The organism is Exiguobacterium sp. s26, from assembly GCF_018618235.1.
Lineage (GTDB): Bacteria > Bacillota > Bacilli > Exiguobacteriales > Exiguobacteriaceae > Exiguobacterium > Exiguobacterium chiriqhucha.
Genome location: NZ_JACSLS010000001.1, coordinates 461041 through 476880, shown reverse-complemented (window position 1 = coordinate 476880; position 15840 = coordinate 461041). Strand labels below are relative to the sequence as shown.

The 15840-nt window shown below is 52.2% G+C and carries 13 protein-coding genes; all 13 read right to left on the bottom strand.

Going from position 1 to position 15840, the window contains the following annotated elements; all coding sequences use genetic code 11:
- Window positions 1–8: 8 nt before the first annotated feature.
- The 13 genes from mutM to KNP82_RS02280 all read right to left on the bottom strand — a co-directional run bounded on the left by mutM (window position 9) and on the right by KNP82_RS02280 (window position 15772).
- Entirely contained in the window at window positions 9–833 is an 825-nt protein-coding gene (gene mutM, locus KNP82_RS02340; protein ID WP_029595184.1) for a DNA-formamidopyrimidine glycosylase, read from the bottom strand.
- A gap of 20 nt (window positions 834–853) precedes the next feature.
- Window positions 854–3451 carry a DNA polymerase I gene (polA, locus tag KNP82_RS02335; protein WP_029595183.1) on the bottom strand — a complete coding sequence of 866 codons (2598 nt, stop codon included), beginning with the start codon at window positions 3449–3451 and terminating at the stop codon, window positions 854–856.
- A gap of 207 nt (window positions 3452–3658) precedes the next feature.
- On the bottom strand, window positions 3659–5386 hold the full coding sequence (gene pnpS, locus KNP82_RS02330) for a two-component system histidine kinase PnpS (protein WP_021065627.1): 1728 nt from the start codon (window positions 5384–5386) through the stop codon (window positions 3659–3661).
- Window positions 5383–6087: a response regulator transcription factor gene (locus KNP82_RS02325; protein WP_021065626.1), complete on the bottom strand. Its 705-nt coding sequence runs from the start codon at window positions 6085–6087 to the stop codon at window positions 5383–5385. The genes pnpS and KNP82_RS02325 overlap by 4 nt, the downstream gene beginning before the upstream one ends.
- 185 nt (window positions 6088–6272) lie before the next feature.
- A complete protein-coding gene (gene mdh / locus KNP82_RS02320) occupies window positions 6273–7208 on the bottom strand; it encodes a malate dehydrogenase (RefSeq protein ID WP_021065625.1) in 936 nt (311 codons plus the stop codon).
- 30 nt (window positions 7209–7238) lie between these two features.
- Window positions 7239–8507: an NADP-dependent isocitrate dehydrogenase gene (gene icd, locus KNP82_RS02315; RefSeq protein WP_029595182.1), complete on the bottom strand. Its 1269-nt coding sequence runs from the start codon at window positions 8505–8507 to the stop codon at window positions 7239–7241.
- A gap of 118 nt (window positions 8508–8625) precedes the next feature.
- Window positions 8626–9738, bottom strand: coding sequence for a citrate synthase (citZ, locus tag KNP82_RS02310; RefSeq protein ID WP_021065623.1), 1113 nt, complete (start codon window positions 9736–9738; stop codon window positions 8626–8628).
- 183 nt (window positions 9739–9921) lie between these two features.
- Window positions 9922–10386 carry a DUF441 domain-containing protein gene (locus KNP82_RS02305; RefSeq protein WP_021065622.1) on the bottom strand — a complete coding sequence of 155 codons (465 nt, stop codon included), beginning with the start codon at window positions 10384–10386 and terminating at the stop codon, window positions 9922–9924.
- A 67-nt stretch (window positions 10387–10453) separates the two neighbouring features.
- On the bottom strand, window positions 10454–12196 hold the full coding sequence (pyk, locus tag KNP82_RS02300) for a pyruvate kinase (RefSeq protein ID WP_021065621.1): 1743 nt from the start codon (window positions 12194–12196) through the stop codon (window positions 10454–10456).
- Window positions 12197–12291: 95 nt separating this feature from the next.
- Window positions 12292–13260 carry a 6-phosphofructokinase gene (pfkA, locus tag KNP82_RS02295; protein ID WP_029595181.1) on the bottom strand — a complete coding sequence of 323 codons (969 nt, stop codon included), beginning with the start codon at window positions 13258–13260 and terminating at the stop codon, window positions 12292–12294.
- 160 nt (window positions 13261–13420) lie between these two features.
- On the bottom strand, window positions 13421–14356 hold the full coding sequence (locus tag KNP82_RS02290; protein WP_021065619.1) for an acetyl-CoA carboxylase carboxyltransferase subunit alpha: 936 nt from the start codon (window positions 14354–14356) through the stop codon (window positions 13421–13423).
- Window positions 14349–15203: an acetyl-CoA carboxylase, carboxyltransferase subunit beta gene (gene accD, locus KNP82_RS02285; RefSeq protein ID WP_029595180.1), complete on the bottom strand. Its 855-nt coding sequence runs from the start codon at window positions 15201–15203 to the stop codon at window positions 14349–14351. The genes KNP82_RS02290 and accD overlap by 8 nt, the downstream gene beginning before the upstream one ends.
- A gap of 14 nt (window positions 15204–15217) precedes the next feature.
- Complete coding sequence (locus KNP82_RS02280) at window positions 15218–15772, bottom strand: FadR/GntR family transcriptional regulator (protein WP_214798511.1); 555 nt, start codon at window positions 15770–15772, stop codon at window positions 15218–15220.
- Window positions 15773–15840: the final 68 nt, after the last annotated feature.

Sequence of the window (15840 nt, the reverse complement as noted above, 5' to 3'; positions counted from 1 at the left end):
TCCACCTCTTACTGTTGGCAGTGCGGACAGTAGTGCGTGCCCCGTCCGCCCAATTTCATCTTTTCAATCGGTCGGCCGCATCGTTTACACGGCTCACCGGTCTGACCATATACGTAGAGCGTCTCTTGATACGTTCCGCTCGCCCCATCCGGATTCGTGTAGCTTCGGATTGTGCTCCCGCCGCGCTCAATCGCTTCAGTCAACACGGCCACAGCTTCTTGATGCACCAAGCGCACCTCGTCAAGCGAGAGCGAGGCCGCCGGGCGCGTCGGATGGACCCCGGCCCGGAACAACGTCTCATCGACGTAAATGTTGCCGAGACCGACGAAAATCGACTGGTCGAGGAGTGCCGTCTTGATGGCACGGACATTCATCCGCTTCAAGCGGGTGTGGAGCGTCTCCGCCGTCACTCCCGAATCGAACGGTTCAAGTGCGAGTAGCGACAGCGGCGGTGTCACATACAACTCGTCATTCGTCTTCAGTTCCATCGTGCCGAACTTTCTGACATCATTGTAATGAAGCGTCGTCCCGTCCGTGAACGTGAAGACGACGTGCGTATGTTTGACCGGATTGACCATTTCGTCATGTGGGAAGAATTTCCCTTCCATTCGGAGATGCGAAACGAGATATCCGTTCGTCAATTTGAACAAAATAAATTTCCCCCGTCGCTCGACGTCTTGTATCGTCTCGTCGAGCAACTGTTGTTTCCAAATCTCCGGTTCGTGTCCCCGAATGATTTTCGCGTCGAGCACTTCGACATTTGCAATCGTTTTTCCGGAGACGAACGGTCGCAATCGGCGACAGACCGTCTCCACTTCTGGTAATTCAGGCATATTGATTTCCTTTCTCGCTCTTATTTCGTGTCGAACCACGTCTCACCAAACGAACCGTCCGCGCGGAGCGGGACATCCAAGGTGATTGTGTGCTCCATCGCTTGCTTGACGATTTTTTCGAGCGCTTCCGTCTCTGCTTTCGGTCCTTCGAAGATGAGTTCATCGTGGACTTGAAGCAATAGTTTCGAGCGTAAGCCCGATTCGCGGAGCGCCACATCGACGTCAATCATCGCTTTCTTGATAATATCGGCTGCCGTCCCTTGAATCGGCGTATTGATGGCCGTCCGTTCGGCGAAACCGCGCAAGTTGAAGTTGCGGGAATGGATGTCCGGGATATTGCGGCGGCGTTTCAACATCGTCTCGACGTAGCCGTGTTCCCGGGCCCGTTCGATGGCGGCATCCATGAATCGTTTCACTCCTGGGAACTGCTCGAAGTACGTATCGATGAACGTCTGCGCTTCTTTTCGGCTAATGCCGAGGTTTTGCGACAGCCCGTAATCACTAATGCCATAGATGATTCCGAAGTTGACCGCTTTCGCTTGGCGTCGCATGAGCGACGTCACTTCTTCTTTGGCGACCCGGAACACGTTGGCTGCCGTCGACGTATGGATATCCTCGTCATGCAGGAACGCCTCGAGCATCTTTTCATCCTGCGACATGTGGGCCATGATGCGGAGTTCGATTTGTGAGTAGTCGACCGCATAGAGCACCCAATCGGATTCGCTCGCCGTGAACGCCTTACGAATCCGGCGCCCTTCTTCCAAGCGAATCGGGATGTTTTGCAAGTTCGGGTTGACCGACGATAATCGTCCCGTCTGCGTCAACGTCTGCGTGTAACGGGTATGGATTTTCCCGTCGTCCTTGATGACTTTCTGTAACCCCTCGACGTACGTCGACTGCAACTTCCCAAGTTCGCGGTAATGCATGATATGTTCGACGATCGGGTGGAGTGGTGCAAGCTTCTCAAGCACGTCCGCCGCCGTCGAGTACCCCGTCTTTGTCTTCTTGACCGGCGGCAACGCCAGCTTCTCGAACAAGATGACGCCGAGTTGCTTCGGTGAATTGATATTGAACGCTTCACCGGCGAGACTGTGAATTTCGGTCTCGAGCTGAAGCAGGCGTTCGCGAAGATCGTCTTCCATCACCTTCAACGTCGCCACATCGACATGAATCCCGGCCCACTCCATCTCAGCGAGCACCGAGGCGAGCGGTCGTTCCAAATCCTCATACAGCGATGTCTGCTCGTTTTTGACGAGTTCGTTACTGACGTTGACGAACAACGTCAAGATGGCCATCGCCTTCTCCCCGAGGTGCTGGTCGAGGACGTTTTGATCCGGCACGTGCAGTTTGGCACCTTTTCCGTATACGGCCTCGTCTTCCGGCAACGCATATTCGAAATGGGCGGCAATCGAGTCGAGCGTCGTCCCGCCCGACAAGTTGAGCAAATAGCCGGCGACGAGCAAGTCCTCGTAGCCTCGAAGCGACACGCCGTGGCGCTTCAGTTGAATGATTGTCTGTTTCGCATCGAGACAAATCGTGGCCCGGTCTTCATCCGCCAGCCACTCGCGGACAGTCGAGACGTCTAAGAGCGACACGTCGCCGACGGTCACTCCGGCTTTTGAAGCGATGGCTACGCCGATGACCGGTTCTTCGAAATAATCGTCGCGAAGTTGTTCGAGGAAGAGGACCGCCTCTGTCAAATCTTGCTCGTCAATCCCGATGTGGTTTACGTCACGCACTTCCACGGCTTCCTCGCTCGACGCGTCGAGACTCAGTTTCCCGAGAAGCGACTTGAACTGCAGGCTCATGAACAGCGGCTTCACTCTTCCAGCGTCATACGGATGGAACGTGAGCTCGTCCATGGTGACGTCAATCGGCACGTCGGTATAAATCGTCGCCAATTGTTTCGACATGAGCGCTTCTCGCTCGTTCGCCTCGACTTTCTCTTTTTGTTTCCCTTTCAGTTCGTGCGTATGTTCATACAGGCCTTCTACGGAACCGTAGGCCGTGAGCAATTTGAGGGCCGTCTTCTCACCGACACCGGGGATGCCCGGGATGTTATCGGATTTATCGCCCATCAGCCCCTTCAAATCAATCATTTGAAGCGGGCTCAGTCCCTCATACCGCTCGTGGAATGTCGCCGCGTCCATCGCCTCAACGTCGGTGATACCGCGCTTCGTCAAATAGACGGTGACACGGTCGTCAATCAACTGCAGTAAATCCTTATCACCGGTGACGACCGTCACTTGGTCGAACGCGGTATTTTTTGAAAGCGTCCCGATGATGTCATCGGCCTCGTACTGGTCGAGCTCAAGTACTTTGATACCGAACGCCTCGCAAATCTCACGGACGATCGGGAATTGCTCGCGGAGCTCACCCGGTGTCTTTTGCCGTCCGCCTTTATAGTCGGCATACGTGTCGTGGCGGAACGTCTTTTTCGACGCATCGAACGCTACCGCGAAATGTGTCGGCTGTTCGTCTTCCATCAGCTTCAATAACATCATCGTGAACCCGTACACGGCGTTCGTGTTTCGACCGCTCGCATCCGTCATCGGAGGCAACGCGAAAAAGGCACGATACGTGAGTGAGTTTCCGTCAAGGAGTAGTAGTTTATTCATTGGACAACCTCCATTCTATCTGGTTCCATCATATCATACGGGTACATGCGTTCGAAAAAAAAGACCCTTTTCTAGGTACTAGAAAAGGGTCGATCTTCCCGATCGAGTGGAGATGAGCACCAATCGGGACACGAGATGATGAAGAGGTCTCATCCATAGAGTAGCATCGCTTTGTAAAGCCGGTATGAATTCACCATGAATTCCTTGTTAAGCACTCGGGAATTTGATGGTGAACGTCGTTCCTTCGCCTTCGACGCTATCGACTTGAATCGTCGCGTGATGGAGATCGACGATATGCTTGACGATGGCAAGACCAAGACCCGTCCCGCCGGAGTTTCGGCTCCGCGCCTTATCGACCCGGTAGAACCGTTCAAAGATTCGGCCCACTTCTTTCGGCGCGATGCCGATGCCGTTGTCTTTGACGATCAAATAAGAGCCGTCCGGTCTCTTCTCGACCGCAATCTCGACCTGGCTACCTTCCGGCGAGTAGTTAATCGCATTGGCGACGAGATTCAAGATGACTTGTTTGATTCGGTTCATGTCCGCCTGCAAGACGACTTCCCCATCATGACGCGACTCCAAGTGAATCGATTTCTGTTCCGCTTTTTGACTGAGCACGAGACAGACTTCCTCGACGAGCTGATTGAGTTGGACCGGGGTGAACTCCAAATGGAAGTCTTCCCGTTCGAGCCGCGACAGTTCGAGCAAGTCCTCGACGAGCATCTGCATGCGCGTCGCTTCCTTTTGAATGATATCCAAGAATTGATCGCGTAGTTCCGGCACTTCTTTCGCCCCGTCGAGCAGCGTCTCGCTGAAACCACGAATCGACGTGAGCGGCGTCTTCAGTTCATGACTGACGTTCGCGACGAAATCCTTGCGCATCTTCTCAAGTCGCTTCAACTCGCTGATGTCGTTAAAGAGAAGCGTCGTCCCGCGCAACATGCCTGTATCACTGAAAATCGGTGCGGCCGATACCATATACGTCTTTTGGTTGAAACCGGACCGAATCGATAGTTGTCGGCGATGCGGCTCCTCTGTCAAATAGACGTCTTCAATCAGCGTCTCAACGTCCGGGCTCGGCAAAATTCCATGATAAAACTGACCGATCATCAACTCATCATATTGGAACATGTCGCGATACGAGCGGTTGACGAGCGTCACGATGCCACGTTCGTCGACCAAAAGTAACCCTGCCCCCATATACTCGATGAGCGACTCAAGCCTTGCCCGTTGAACCGATTCCCCGAGTGAGATTGTCTCCAAGTTGCGGGCGAGCACGTTAATCGACCCGGCCAGGCTGCCCGTCTCCTCATCGTTTCGCAACTCGTAGACGCGGGCCCGATAGTTCCCGTCCGCCAGTTCCCGCAAGACGATGGTCGCCTCGTCGATCGGTCGGATGAATTGGTTCGTCAGGTTGTGTAACACGAAAAGGATTAAGAAGAACGAGAAAATCAAGGCTAGCGCGATGGTAAGCCAAATCCGGTCATACACCCCTTCCAAATCGGAGACATAACGGATAAAACTCAAATATACCGTGTCACCGGATGACAGTTCGATCGGCTTCGTGAACTGAATCAAGTCCTCGCGTGTCTCGTTGCCGAACGTCCCGCCTTCCGGAATCGACGAGGCATCCATCCGGAAATCAAAGGAACCGACCCGAAACGGTGTCCCGGCGATGACTTCCATCCGACGATTGAGGAGCAAGATATCGAAACTGCTCTCATCATCGATTTGACCGACGTAGTCTTGGATGTCCGCAAGGTCGCCTCCGTCTAAATAGAGCGCGGCCAACTCAGCGTCTTCTTTCAAGCGGTCGCGTTCAGAATCTAAATAGAAGTCTTTGAACAATTGACCGAGCACGATCCCGAGGGTCAATAAGACGCCCGTCACGAGCAGGATGAGCGTCGTCAAAAACCGCGAGCGGTACGTCTTCATTCGGGCATCGGCTCTTCCATCTTATAACCGAGGCCGCGAATCGTCTTGATATAGGTCGGTTTTTTTGTCACCGGTTCAATCTTCTCCCGGAGGTGGCTGATGTGAACGTCCACGATGCGCGTATCTCCGACGAAATCGTAATTCCATATCGCCGACAAGAGCTGGTCGCGCGTCAAAACGCGTCCTTTGTTCTTGGCTAAGTAGGCTAACAGTTCGAACTCTTTCGGTGTCAACTCGAGCCGTTCGCCGTTTTTGAACACTTCATAGTTCGACGCGATGATTTTCACGTCGCCAATCTCGATGACGTCCGTGTCTGTCGCCGGAGCTTCTTGTGGGGCCGAACGGCGCAGGATGGCTTTGACCCGGGCCACGACTTCTCGTGGGCTGAACGGCTTCGTCAAATAGTCATCGGCACCGAGTTCGAGGCCGAGTACTTTATCGAACTCATCGTCTTTCGCCGTCAACATGAGAATCGGTGTGTTCACTTTTTGTTGGCGTAGCCGTTTGCAAACTTCGAGACCGTCCATCTCAGGCAACATCAAATCGAGGACAATCAAGACGGCATCTTGTTTCTCGGCCAGTTCAAGTCCGGTCTTTCCATCGTGCGCCGTCTCGACTTCGAATCCGGCTTGTTCTAAATTAAACTTTAATAACGTCGCAATCGACACCTCGTCATCGACAACAATTACTTTATCAGCCACGCTTAGTTCCTCCTCTAATCTATCTGTTCAGTCATGTACACTACCTATTTTACAAATCAATGCCACCTACGACCAACCTCAAAGCAAATCTTTACAAAAACAAAACAAATCCACGTTCTGCTTTCAGTGTAGCATGCGCCACGCATACAAAAAACCTCGTCTGCCATGGCAGACGAGGTAAGCCCTCAGTTGAGGACGTTCAGGACGGAGCGGACCGAGTCGGCTGAACGCTGTAGCGCCGCCGTTTCGGCTTCCGTCAATTCAAGTTCGAGCACACGTTCGATTCCGTTCGCACCAAGAATCGTCGGAACACCGAGATACAAGTCGTGGAAACCGTATTCGCCGTCGAGATACGCGATGGCCGGTAAAATACGCCGTTGATCTTTGAGAATCGCTTCGACCATCTCGACGATGGCCGCGGCCGGCGCATAGTAGGCCGATCCGTTCCCGAGCAGTTGGACGATCTCACCGCCGCCTTTACGGGTCCGATTGACGATTGCTTCGATGCGGTCGGTCGGCAACAATTTCTCGAGCGGGATTCCTCCCGCATACGAGTAGCGGATGAGCGGGACCATGTCATCCCCGTGCCCGCCGAGCACGAATCCAGAAACGTCCTTCACGGATATATTCAACTCCGCAGCGACGAACGTCCGGAACCGGGCCGTATCAAGCACACCGGATTGACCAATGACCCGCTCTTTCGGGAAGCCCGACTCTTTGAAGGCGGCATACGTCATCGCGTCGACCGGGTTCGTCAAGACGATGATAATCGCGTCCGGCGAGTAACGGGCCACTTCTTTCGTGACCGCCCGCATCACTTTGGCGTTCGTCGAGACGAGGTCGTCCCGGCTCATGCCTGGCTTGCGCGCGATTCCCGCTGTGATGACGACGATATCCGAGTCCGCCGTTTCGGCATAGTCCGACGTCCCTGTAATCCACGAGTCAAACCCTTGAATCGGCGCCGTCTCTTGCATATCGAGCGCTTTTCCTTTCGTCGGGTTCTCGTTTTCTTTGATATCGAGCAAGACGACGTTACCGAGTTCTTTTTGAGCCAAATACAGTGCCGTCGTGGCCCCCGTGAATCCGCTACCGATAACCGAGATTTTATTGCGACGAATCATTGTGCTCTCCCCCTTGGTTTAGCTGATGTCTTACATGTTTTTAATTAATTCATCCGCAAACTCTGAACACTTCACTTCTGTCGCGCCGTCCATGAGACGAGCGAAATCGTATGTGACGACTTTCGAGGCGATCGTCTTCTCCATCGAGTTGATGATGAGGTCAGCCGCTTCGTTCCAGTTCATATGACGAAGCATCATTTCACCAGACAAGATGACCGATGACGGGTTGACCTTGTCGAGGCCGGCATACTTCGGTGCCGTACCGTGTGTCGCTTCGAAGATAGCATGGCCCGTCACGTAGTTGATGTTCGCTCCAGGGGCGATCCCGATTCCGCCGACTTGGGCAGCGAGCGCATCCGAGATGTAGTCACCGTTCAAGTTCATCGTGGCCACGACATCGAACTCACGCGGACGTGTCAAAATCTGTTGCAAGAAGATATCAGCGATTGAATCTTTTACGATGATTTTGCCTTCTGCTTCTGCTTTCGATTGCGCTTCATTCGCAGCCGCTTCGCCTGATTCTTCTTTAATACGGTCATACTGCGCCCATGTGAAGACTTTGTCGCCGTACTCTTCTTCTGCAAGCTCATAGCCCCAGTTTTTGAAGGCGCCTTCTGTGAACTTCATGATGTTTCCTTTATGAACGAGCGTGAGCGATTTACGGTTGTTCGCGATGGCGTACTCGAGCGCCGCACGAACAAGACGTTTTGTTCCTTCAGACGAGATTGGCTTGATCCCGATTCCAGACGTTTCTGGGAAACGGATTTTGTTGACGTTCATCTCTTCTTTCAAGAATGAGATCAACTTCTTCACTTCGTCGCTACCTGACGCGTATTCGATTCCTGCGTAGATATCTTCTGTGTTCTCACGGAAGATGACCATGTCTGTATCCTCTGGGCGTTTGACCGGTGAAGGGACGCCTGTGAAGTAACGGACCGGGCGCAAGCACGTGTACAAGTCAAGTTCTTGACGGAGTGCTACGTTGAGTGAACGGATTCCGCCGCCGACCGGTGTCGTCAATGGACCTTTGATGGCAATCAAATATTCACGGATTTGATCGAGTGTCTCGTTTGGAAGCCATTCGCCTTTTTGGTTGTAGGCCTTCTCCCCAGCGTACACTTCCATCCATTCGATTTTCTTCTCGCCGCCATATGCTTTTTCGACAGCCGCATCAAAGACGCGCACTGATGCGTTCCAAATATCAGGTCCTGTGCCGTCGCCGATGATAAATGGAATCGTCGGTACGTTTGGTACGTTTAATACACCGTTTTCAACTGTAATCTTTTCGTTTTGTGTCAACATAATGAATCCCCCTAAGTACATTTATGTAGGCCGACGCGAGCGCCGACCTACGTCAATTGTTAGTTTACCAAAGTTTATGTCTAAATTGTGACTCGAACTTCTCGTTCGGCGTCAATTAACGCTCGTTCACCGGGACGTATGACCGGTTCGTCTCGCCGATGTATTCAGCGCGAGGACGGATCAAACGGTTGTCCGCGTACTGCTCGAGGATGTGGGCAATCCAGCCCGACATGCGTGAGACAGCAAAGATCGGCGTGAACAACTCTTCGTCGAGGCCGAGCGCGTAATATGTTGACGCCGAATAGAAATCGACGTTCGGTTTCAAGCCTTTTTCCGTCTCGACGAGATGATCGATTTTCTCAGACATCTCGTACCATTCCGGTTCGCCGATTTGAGCAGTCAATTGGCGGCTCATCTCTTTCAAGTGTTTCGCGCGTGGGTCGCCGTCCTTATAGACACGGTGACCGAAGCCCATGATCTTCTCACGGCGTTCGAACTTGCCGCGGACGTAGTCTTCGACTTTGTCGACCGATCCGATTTCATGAAGCATCTTCATGACCGCCTCGTTCGCACCTCCGTGGAGCGGGCCTTTAAGGGCGCCCATCGCCGCCGTCACACCAGAATAAATATCCGACAATGTGGCAACGCAGACGCGTGCCGTGAACGTCGAAGCGTTCAATTCATGGTCGGCGTGAAGGATGAGTGCCTTGTCAATCGTCTTCTCGGCGACCTCGCTCGGCTCTTCTCCATTCAACATGTACAAGAAGTTGCCCGCATAAGACAAGCCCTGTTTTGGTGCAACCGGTTGTTCGCCTTTACGAAGACGAGCGAATGCCGTCACAATCGTGGCGATTTGCGCTTGGAGACGAATCGCTTTGCGCATGTTCGCTTCCGGACTCATATCTTCAGACTCTTCATCATAAAGCGCGAGCTGTGAAAGTGCAGTCCGAATCGTCGCCATCGCATTGGCCGATTTCGGTGCCCGTTCGAGCGTCGCGATGACGTCTTCTGGCAATTTGGCTTCTTTCACGAGCGCTGCTGAGAGCTCAGTTAATTCATCTTCTTTCGGAAGGCGGTCGTTCCATAATAGGAAAACAACCTCTTCGAATGTGGCGTGGTCTGCCAAATCGTCAATCGTGTATCCTCCGTAAGTCAATTGTCCGTCGATAATCGAACTGACTTTTGAGGCCGCTGCCACAATTCCTTCTAAACCTTTTGTCGTTGACATCAATAACTCCCCCTCAGTCTTTAAAAGTGATCGACCGCATATACAGTCTGTGTGTAGGGAATAAGGGCGAGGAGTCGAAGACTCTCCCCAATCCGTTTCGAGCTCGCTCCACCCTGTCCTTTATCTAGTATAAACAATTTACTGAAAAAAAGAAATGTAAGCGTATCCAGCCGTCAAAAAATGTCAGAACCATTTTTGTAACAGGCTAAATCCACCTAAAATCAAGGCGGCGATGCCGGCTCCGACGAGCGGTCCGACCGGCACGCCTTTCATGAAACCGACGGCCAGGATGGTCCCAGCGAGCAATGCCGTCGTGACGACGGGGTCGACCCGCATCAGTTGGACCCCTTGGCCGGCGGCAAGCGCGACGAAGATTCCAGAGGCGAACGCGATGATGCCGACTGGACCTTTAATACTATTCCACAATTCCCGGAATCCGATGTCGCCGGTCGCAATCGGCACGAGGACGGCAATTGTAATAATCGTTACCCCCCAATGGATGCCTTTTGAGGCGAGCGTCGGGAACAATTGGTCGCCGAATCCGACCGCTTTAATAATCAAGAGGACGCTGCTGGCGATGATGACCGACTGGTTATGGGAAATAACCCCAATCAATACGAGCAACAGCAAGAATAAATAGGCACTCATCACACACTCTCTTTCTGAATGGAAAAAGAACCGACCTCATGAAAAGGTCGGTTCGATTGGCATTCGATTACGCGTTGTAGATTTTACCAGTAAGTGGGTCGATTGAAATCATCTGTCCGTCGCGGAACGTTGATGTCGCTGATTCGACACCGACGATAACCGGCTTGCGGAGTGATGGTCCAACGATACCGGCATGGCTCGTCAATCCACCGTCTTCTGTGATGATTCCAGCCGCTTTTTCAATCGCTGGCATCATTTCTTTATCTGTGAATGGTGCGACGAGGATCATGCCCTCTTTCGCTTTCGCATTCGCTTCGTCTGCATTGTTCGCAACGACGACTTCACCGACGAGACCACGCTCACCAATCCCACGTCCGTTTGCGAGGGCGTGACCGACGATATGAACTTTCATCATGTTTGTCGTACCAGCAGTCGCAGCCGGGATACCAGCCGAGATGACGACGAGGTCACCGTCTGTAACGAATCCAGCGTGACGAGCTGCTTCTGAAGCTTGTACCAACATCTCATCCGTGTTGTTCGGCATCGTGTCAGCCACGATTGGGTACACGCCCCAAACGAGGTTCAATTGACGTGCCACACGCTCTGACTCTGTGACCGCGATGATGTTCGCCTCTGGACGATACTTCGCTGTACGAGCAGCCGTGTAACCTGATTGTGTCGGTGTCAAGATCGCTTTCGCGTTCAAGTTGATTGCCGTGTGGGCAACCGCTTGTGAGATCGCATCCGTTACCGTGTGCTCACTGCGCTTCTGACGATCTTTGAGCAAGTTTTTGTAGTCGAGCATTTGCTCAGTACGAACAGCGATTGCTGCTTGCATTTGAACTGACTCGATTGGGTAGTCCCCTGCTGCCGTCTCACCTGAAAGCATGACTGCGTCCGTACCATCGAGGATGGCGTTGGCAACGTCAGATGCTTCCGCACGTGTTGGACGCGGGTTGCGTTGCATTGAATCAAGCATTTGTGTAGCCGTGATGACCGGTTTCCCGAGGTCGTTACACTTCTTGATCAATTCTTTTTGAACTGGTGTGACTTCTTCTGTTGGGATCTCGATTCCGAGGTCACCACGAGCGACCATCAAACCGTCAGAAATCGCCAAGATTTCGTCGATGTTGTCGACACCTTCTTGGTTTTCGATTTTTGGATAGATTTTGATGTGTGACGCGTTGTTGCGCTCGAGAAGTTGACGAATCTCAACGACGTCAGACGCACGGCGTACGAACGATGCCGCGATGACATCGATGTCTTGAGAAATACCGAACTCGATGTCGGCGATGTCTTTGTCTGTAAGGGCAGGAAGGTTCACTTTGACGTTAGGCAAGTTGACACCTTTCTTCGTCTTGATGACGCCTTCGTTTTCGATGACGCAGCGAAGGTCACGGTTCGGGAGTTTCTCAACGACAAGGAGACCAATGAGTCCGTCGTCGAGCATGATGCGTGAACCGACTTCAACGTCTTCGTACAAGCCTTCGTACGTGACTGAGAAACGATCTTTCGTTCCGACGATTTCTTCTGTCGAGACGATGATGACTTCTTTGCCTTTTTCGAGGAGTGCTTTTCCTTCTTCAAACGTATGTGTACGAATTTCAGGACCTTTCGTGTCAAGAAGTACCGTCACGACTTTACCCGCAGCTTTTGATGCTTCGCGAATGTCACGGATACGTGCGCCGTGCTCTTCATAGTCACCGTGTGAGAAGTTGAGACGAGCGACGTTCATTCCGGCTTCAATCATTTCTGGAAGACGTTTCTCTGAAGCTGGTCCAATCGTACATACAATTTTCGTTCTACGCATAAATAAAAACCTCCTAGGGGATGTATTACATTTACACACAGAAAACGGGGGGTCAACCGACCTGATCCCGTCTCTGTGGAGTTCACTGCTACTCGTTAAATCGAAAGTTGGTTCGAAAGATCAATCAACTGCATATCAATCGAATGTTTGTTATGGTCGAGCGCTTCATCGATATCAAGATCCATCATCTTACCGCCGCGGATACCGACAACACGTCCGGCTTTGCCTTCGAGTAAAATCTCAACGGCATACGCACCCATGCGGCTCGCAAGCACACGGTCAGCAGCAGTCGGGGAACCGCCGCGTTGGATATGTCCAAGAATCGTTACACGCGTCTCTGAGTTTGTCTTCTCAGCGATCATTTTTCCGATTTCTTCGGCACTGCCTGCGCCTTCGGCGACAACGACGATCGAATGTTTCTTACCGCGCGCCACACCATGGTTGATGCGGTCGACGATGGCACTCAAATCTTCTGGACGTTCTGGGACGAGGATTGACTCGGCACCACCGGCAAGACCGGCATAAAGTGCGATGTCACCTGCATCACGACCCATTACTTCGATGACGTACGTCCGCTCATGCGACGACGCCGTGTCACGGATTTTATCAATCGCGTCAAGCGCCGTATTGAGCGCCGTATCGAACCCGATTGTTGCATCCGTTCCTGGGATATCGTTGTCAATCGTTCCTGGAAGCCCGATTGTCGGGAATCCAAGTTCCGTCAACTTCTGGGCGCCACGGTAAGAACCGTCGCCCCCGATGACTACAAGCGCGTCGATATTGAATTTCTTCAACTGCTCGACCGCTTTGGCACGGCCCTCTTCCGTTCTAAACTCAGGGCAACGGGCAGAACGTAAGAATGTTCCTCCACGCTGGATGATGTCACCGACAGAACCGAGGTTCAATTCAACGAGATCTCCTTCGATTAGACCTTGATAGCCGTTATACACACCGTACACTTCTAGACCTTCGAAAATCGCTTTTCGGGTCACGGCACGGACTGCAGCGTTCATTCCGGGGGCGTCTCCCCCACTTGTCAATACCGCAATACGTTTTAAATTCACGTCACTCACCTCTTATGTGTTTTAACGAAATCTGAAAATAAAATACCATGTCTGACCTTTGTTTTACAACACAAGTATGTGAAAAAAAAGCATGGGGTATGCTCAAAAGCAGTCAACTCGTGAGTGATTTAACGTGAACGCAAAGCGATTGTTAACGTTTTCACGAGCCAATTGTGCCAATTTCATGATATTTGGCAGCGCGCCCTTGCAACAACTCGTTTTGAGTCCGTCCTCGCAACTCAGTCATGTGTTGTGCTAATACAGGCTTTAAGAGTGATGACTGTAATGACACATCGATATGGGCACCACCAAACACCTCGGTGACGACTTCATCGACAATCCCTAAATTCAACAAATCTTGTGCCGTAATCTTCATCGTTTCCGCAGCGCGTTCCGCAAGCTTCGCGTCTTTCCAAAGCAGGGCAGCCGCGCCTTCTGGTGAAATGACCGAGTACGTGCTGTTTTCAAGCATGAGCAACCGGTCGCAAACACCAATCCCGAGCGCACCGCCCGATCCGCCTTCCCCGATGACAATCGAGATAATCGGAACTTTCAACGTCGCCATTTCAAACAAGTTGCGGGCAATCGCTTCGCTTTGTCCACGCTCTTCGGCCGCTTTCCCAGGGTAGGCGCCTTTTGTATCGATGAACGTGATGACCGGACGATTGAACTTCTCTGCTTGCTTCATGAAACGAAGCGCTTTGCGATAGCCTTCTGGATGTGGCATCCCGAAGTTGCGTTTCATGTTCTCTTTCGTGTTCCGCCCACGTTGATGACCGATAATCGTCACCGGGACGCCGTCGAGTGTGGCCAATCCCGCTACAATCGCAGCGTCATCATAGCCGTGACGGTCACCGTGCAACTCGATGAAATCCGGGAACAGGCGATCGATATAATCGAGCGTCGTCGGGCGTTTCGGATTTCGCGCCAGCTGCACGCGATCCCACGGTTTCATATTCCCATAAATGTCTTTTTCTAATCGATGAAGCTTCGCTTCAAGGTGACGGATTTCACGGGATAAATCGATTCCTTTCGTCTCCGCCGTCTCACGCAACTTCCCGAGCTGTTCATTTACTTCTTTGATTGGATCAAACATGATGGACCTCCCCGCCGTGTAACACGATCATCTTCTTCAAGAACGAACGCATCTGTTCACGATGAACGACGGCGTCCAATTGACCCGCTTCTAATAGAAACTCGGCAGTTTGGAAGTTGTCTGGCAATTTTTCACGAATCGTCTGTTCGATGATGCGACGACCGGCAAAGCCGATCAACGCTCCAGGTTCGGCGACGTTCACATCACCAAGCATCGCGAAACTCGCCGACACGCCACCTGTTGTCGGATGCGTCAAGTAGGCGACATACAGAAGACCCGCCTCGTCATGTTCTTTCAAGGCGATTGACGTATTGGCCATCTGCATCAAGCTGACCATGCCTTCTTGCATGCGGGCACCGCCCGAGGCCGTGAACAAGACGACCGGCAATCCGTCTTTCGTCGCGGTCCGGACCGCCGAGGCGATTGCTTCTCCGACGTAGGCGCCCATCGACCCCATACGGAAACGGGCATCCATGACGCAGACGACGACCGGGAGCCCATCGATTGTGGCACGACCGCAAACGATTGCTTCCTCAATCCCAGTTCGTTCCCTGTCTTTTTTCAATTTATCTTCATAATCTGGAAAATCAAGCGGGTTCTCTTTGACGAGCGGTCCCGCAAATTTTTCAAAAGATTGACCATCGACCAACATGTGAATCCGCTCATCTGCACTGAGCGGGAAATGGTAGCCGCAATCACACACTTTATGATTCTCGTTTAACTGTTTCGTGTAATGCATATATTTACAAGATGGACATTTCGTCATCAAGCCTTGTGGTGCATCAATCTTTGGTTCTCGTTGACGCAATGGCATATATCGTTTAGGTTTCTTGAAAAAAGCAGTCATCGCTTCCCCCTCGTTCATTCCGGCATCCCCGCCCCACGCCACATCTCAAACAATCGTCTACGTTCGTCTTCCGTATATAGGTCGCCTGCGTCCGTGCCGTCATAAAACCGGTTCACTTCGCTCCAGATTCGAATGAACAGTTCATTCTTTAATCCGAAGATAAGGTTTTGCCTGAAGGCGCGGTCCGTCTCAACGCTCGACTCGAGCAACGCGATGCGTTCCGGGGTCGGTTCGACCTCCGTCAACGCCAAGCGCTCAAGCAAACGCAACATATCGACGATGTCCGACGCCTTCGTCTGTTTCGTGACGATGAACTCTGACAAGATTTCAATGTAACGGTGCCGATCCTGTTCACACAAAAACGTGCCGCCGCCGTGTTTCGTCTCAACAATCCCAAGGAAGCTGAGAGCCCGTAATGCTTCACGGACTGACGCACGGCTGATGGACAGCGTTTCAGCGAGTTCCCGTTCTGACGGGAGACGGTCGCCCGGCTCGAGTGCGGCCTGGACGATTAACGTTCTGATTTTAGAAATGTTTTCGTGAAATGAGGATGCGTGTTTTCCATGCATCTGACCGTTCAACTCCCTTTTGGATGGCATTATCTCTAAAGTGGTCAGACCAATTAAACAGATTATAC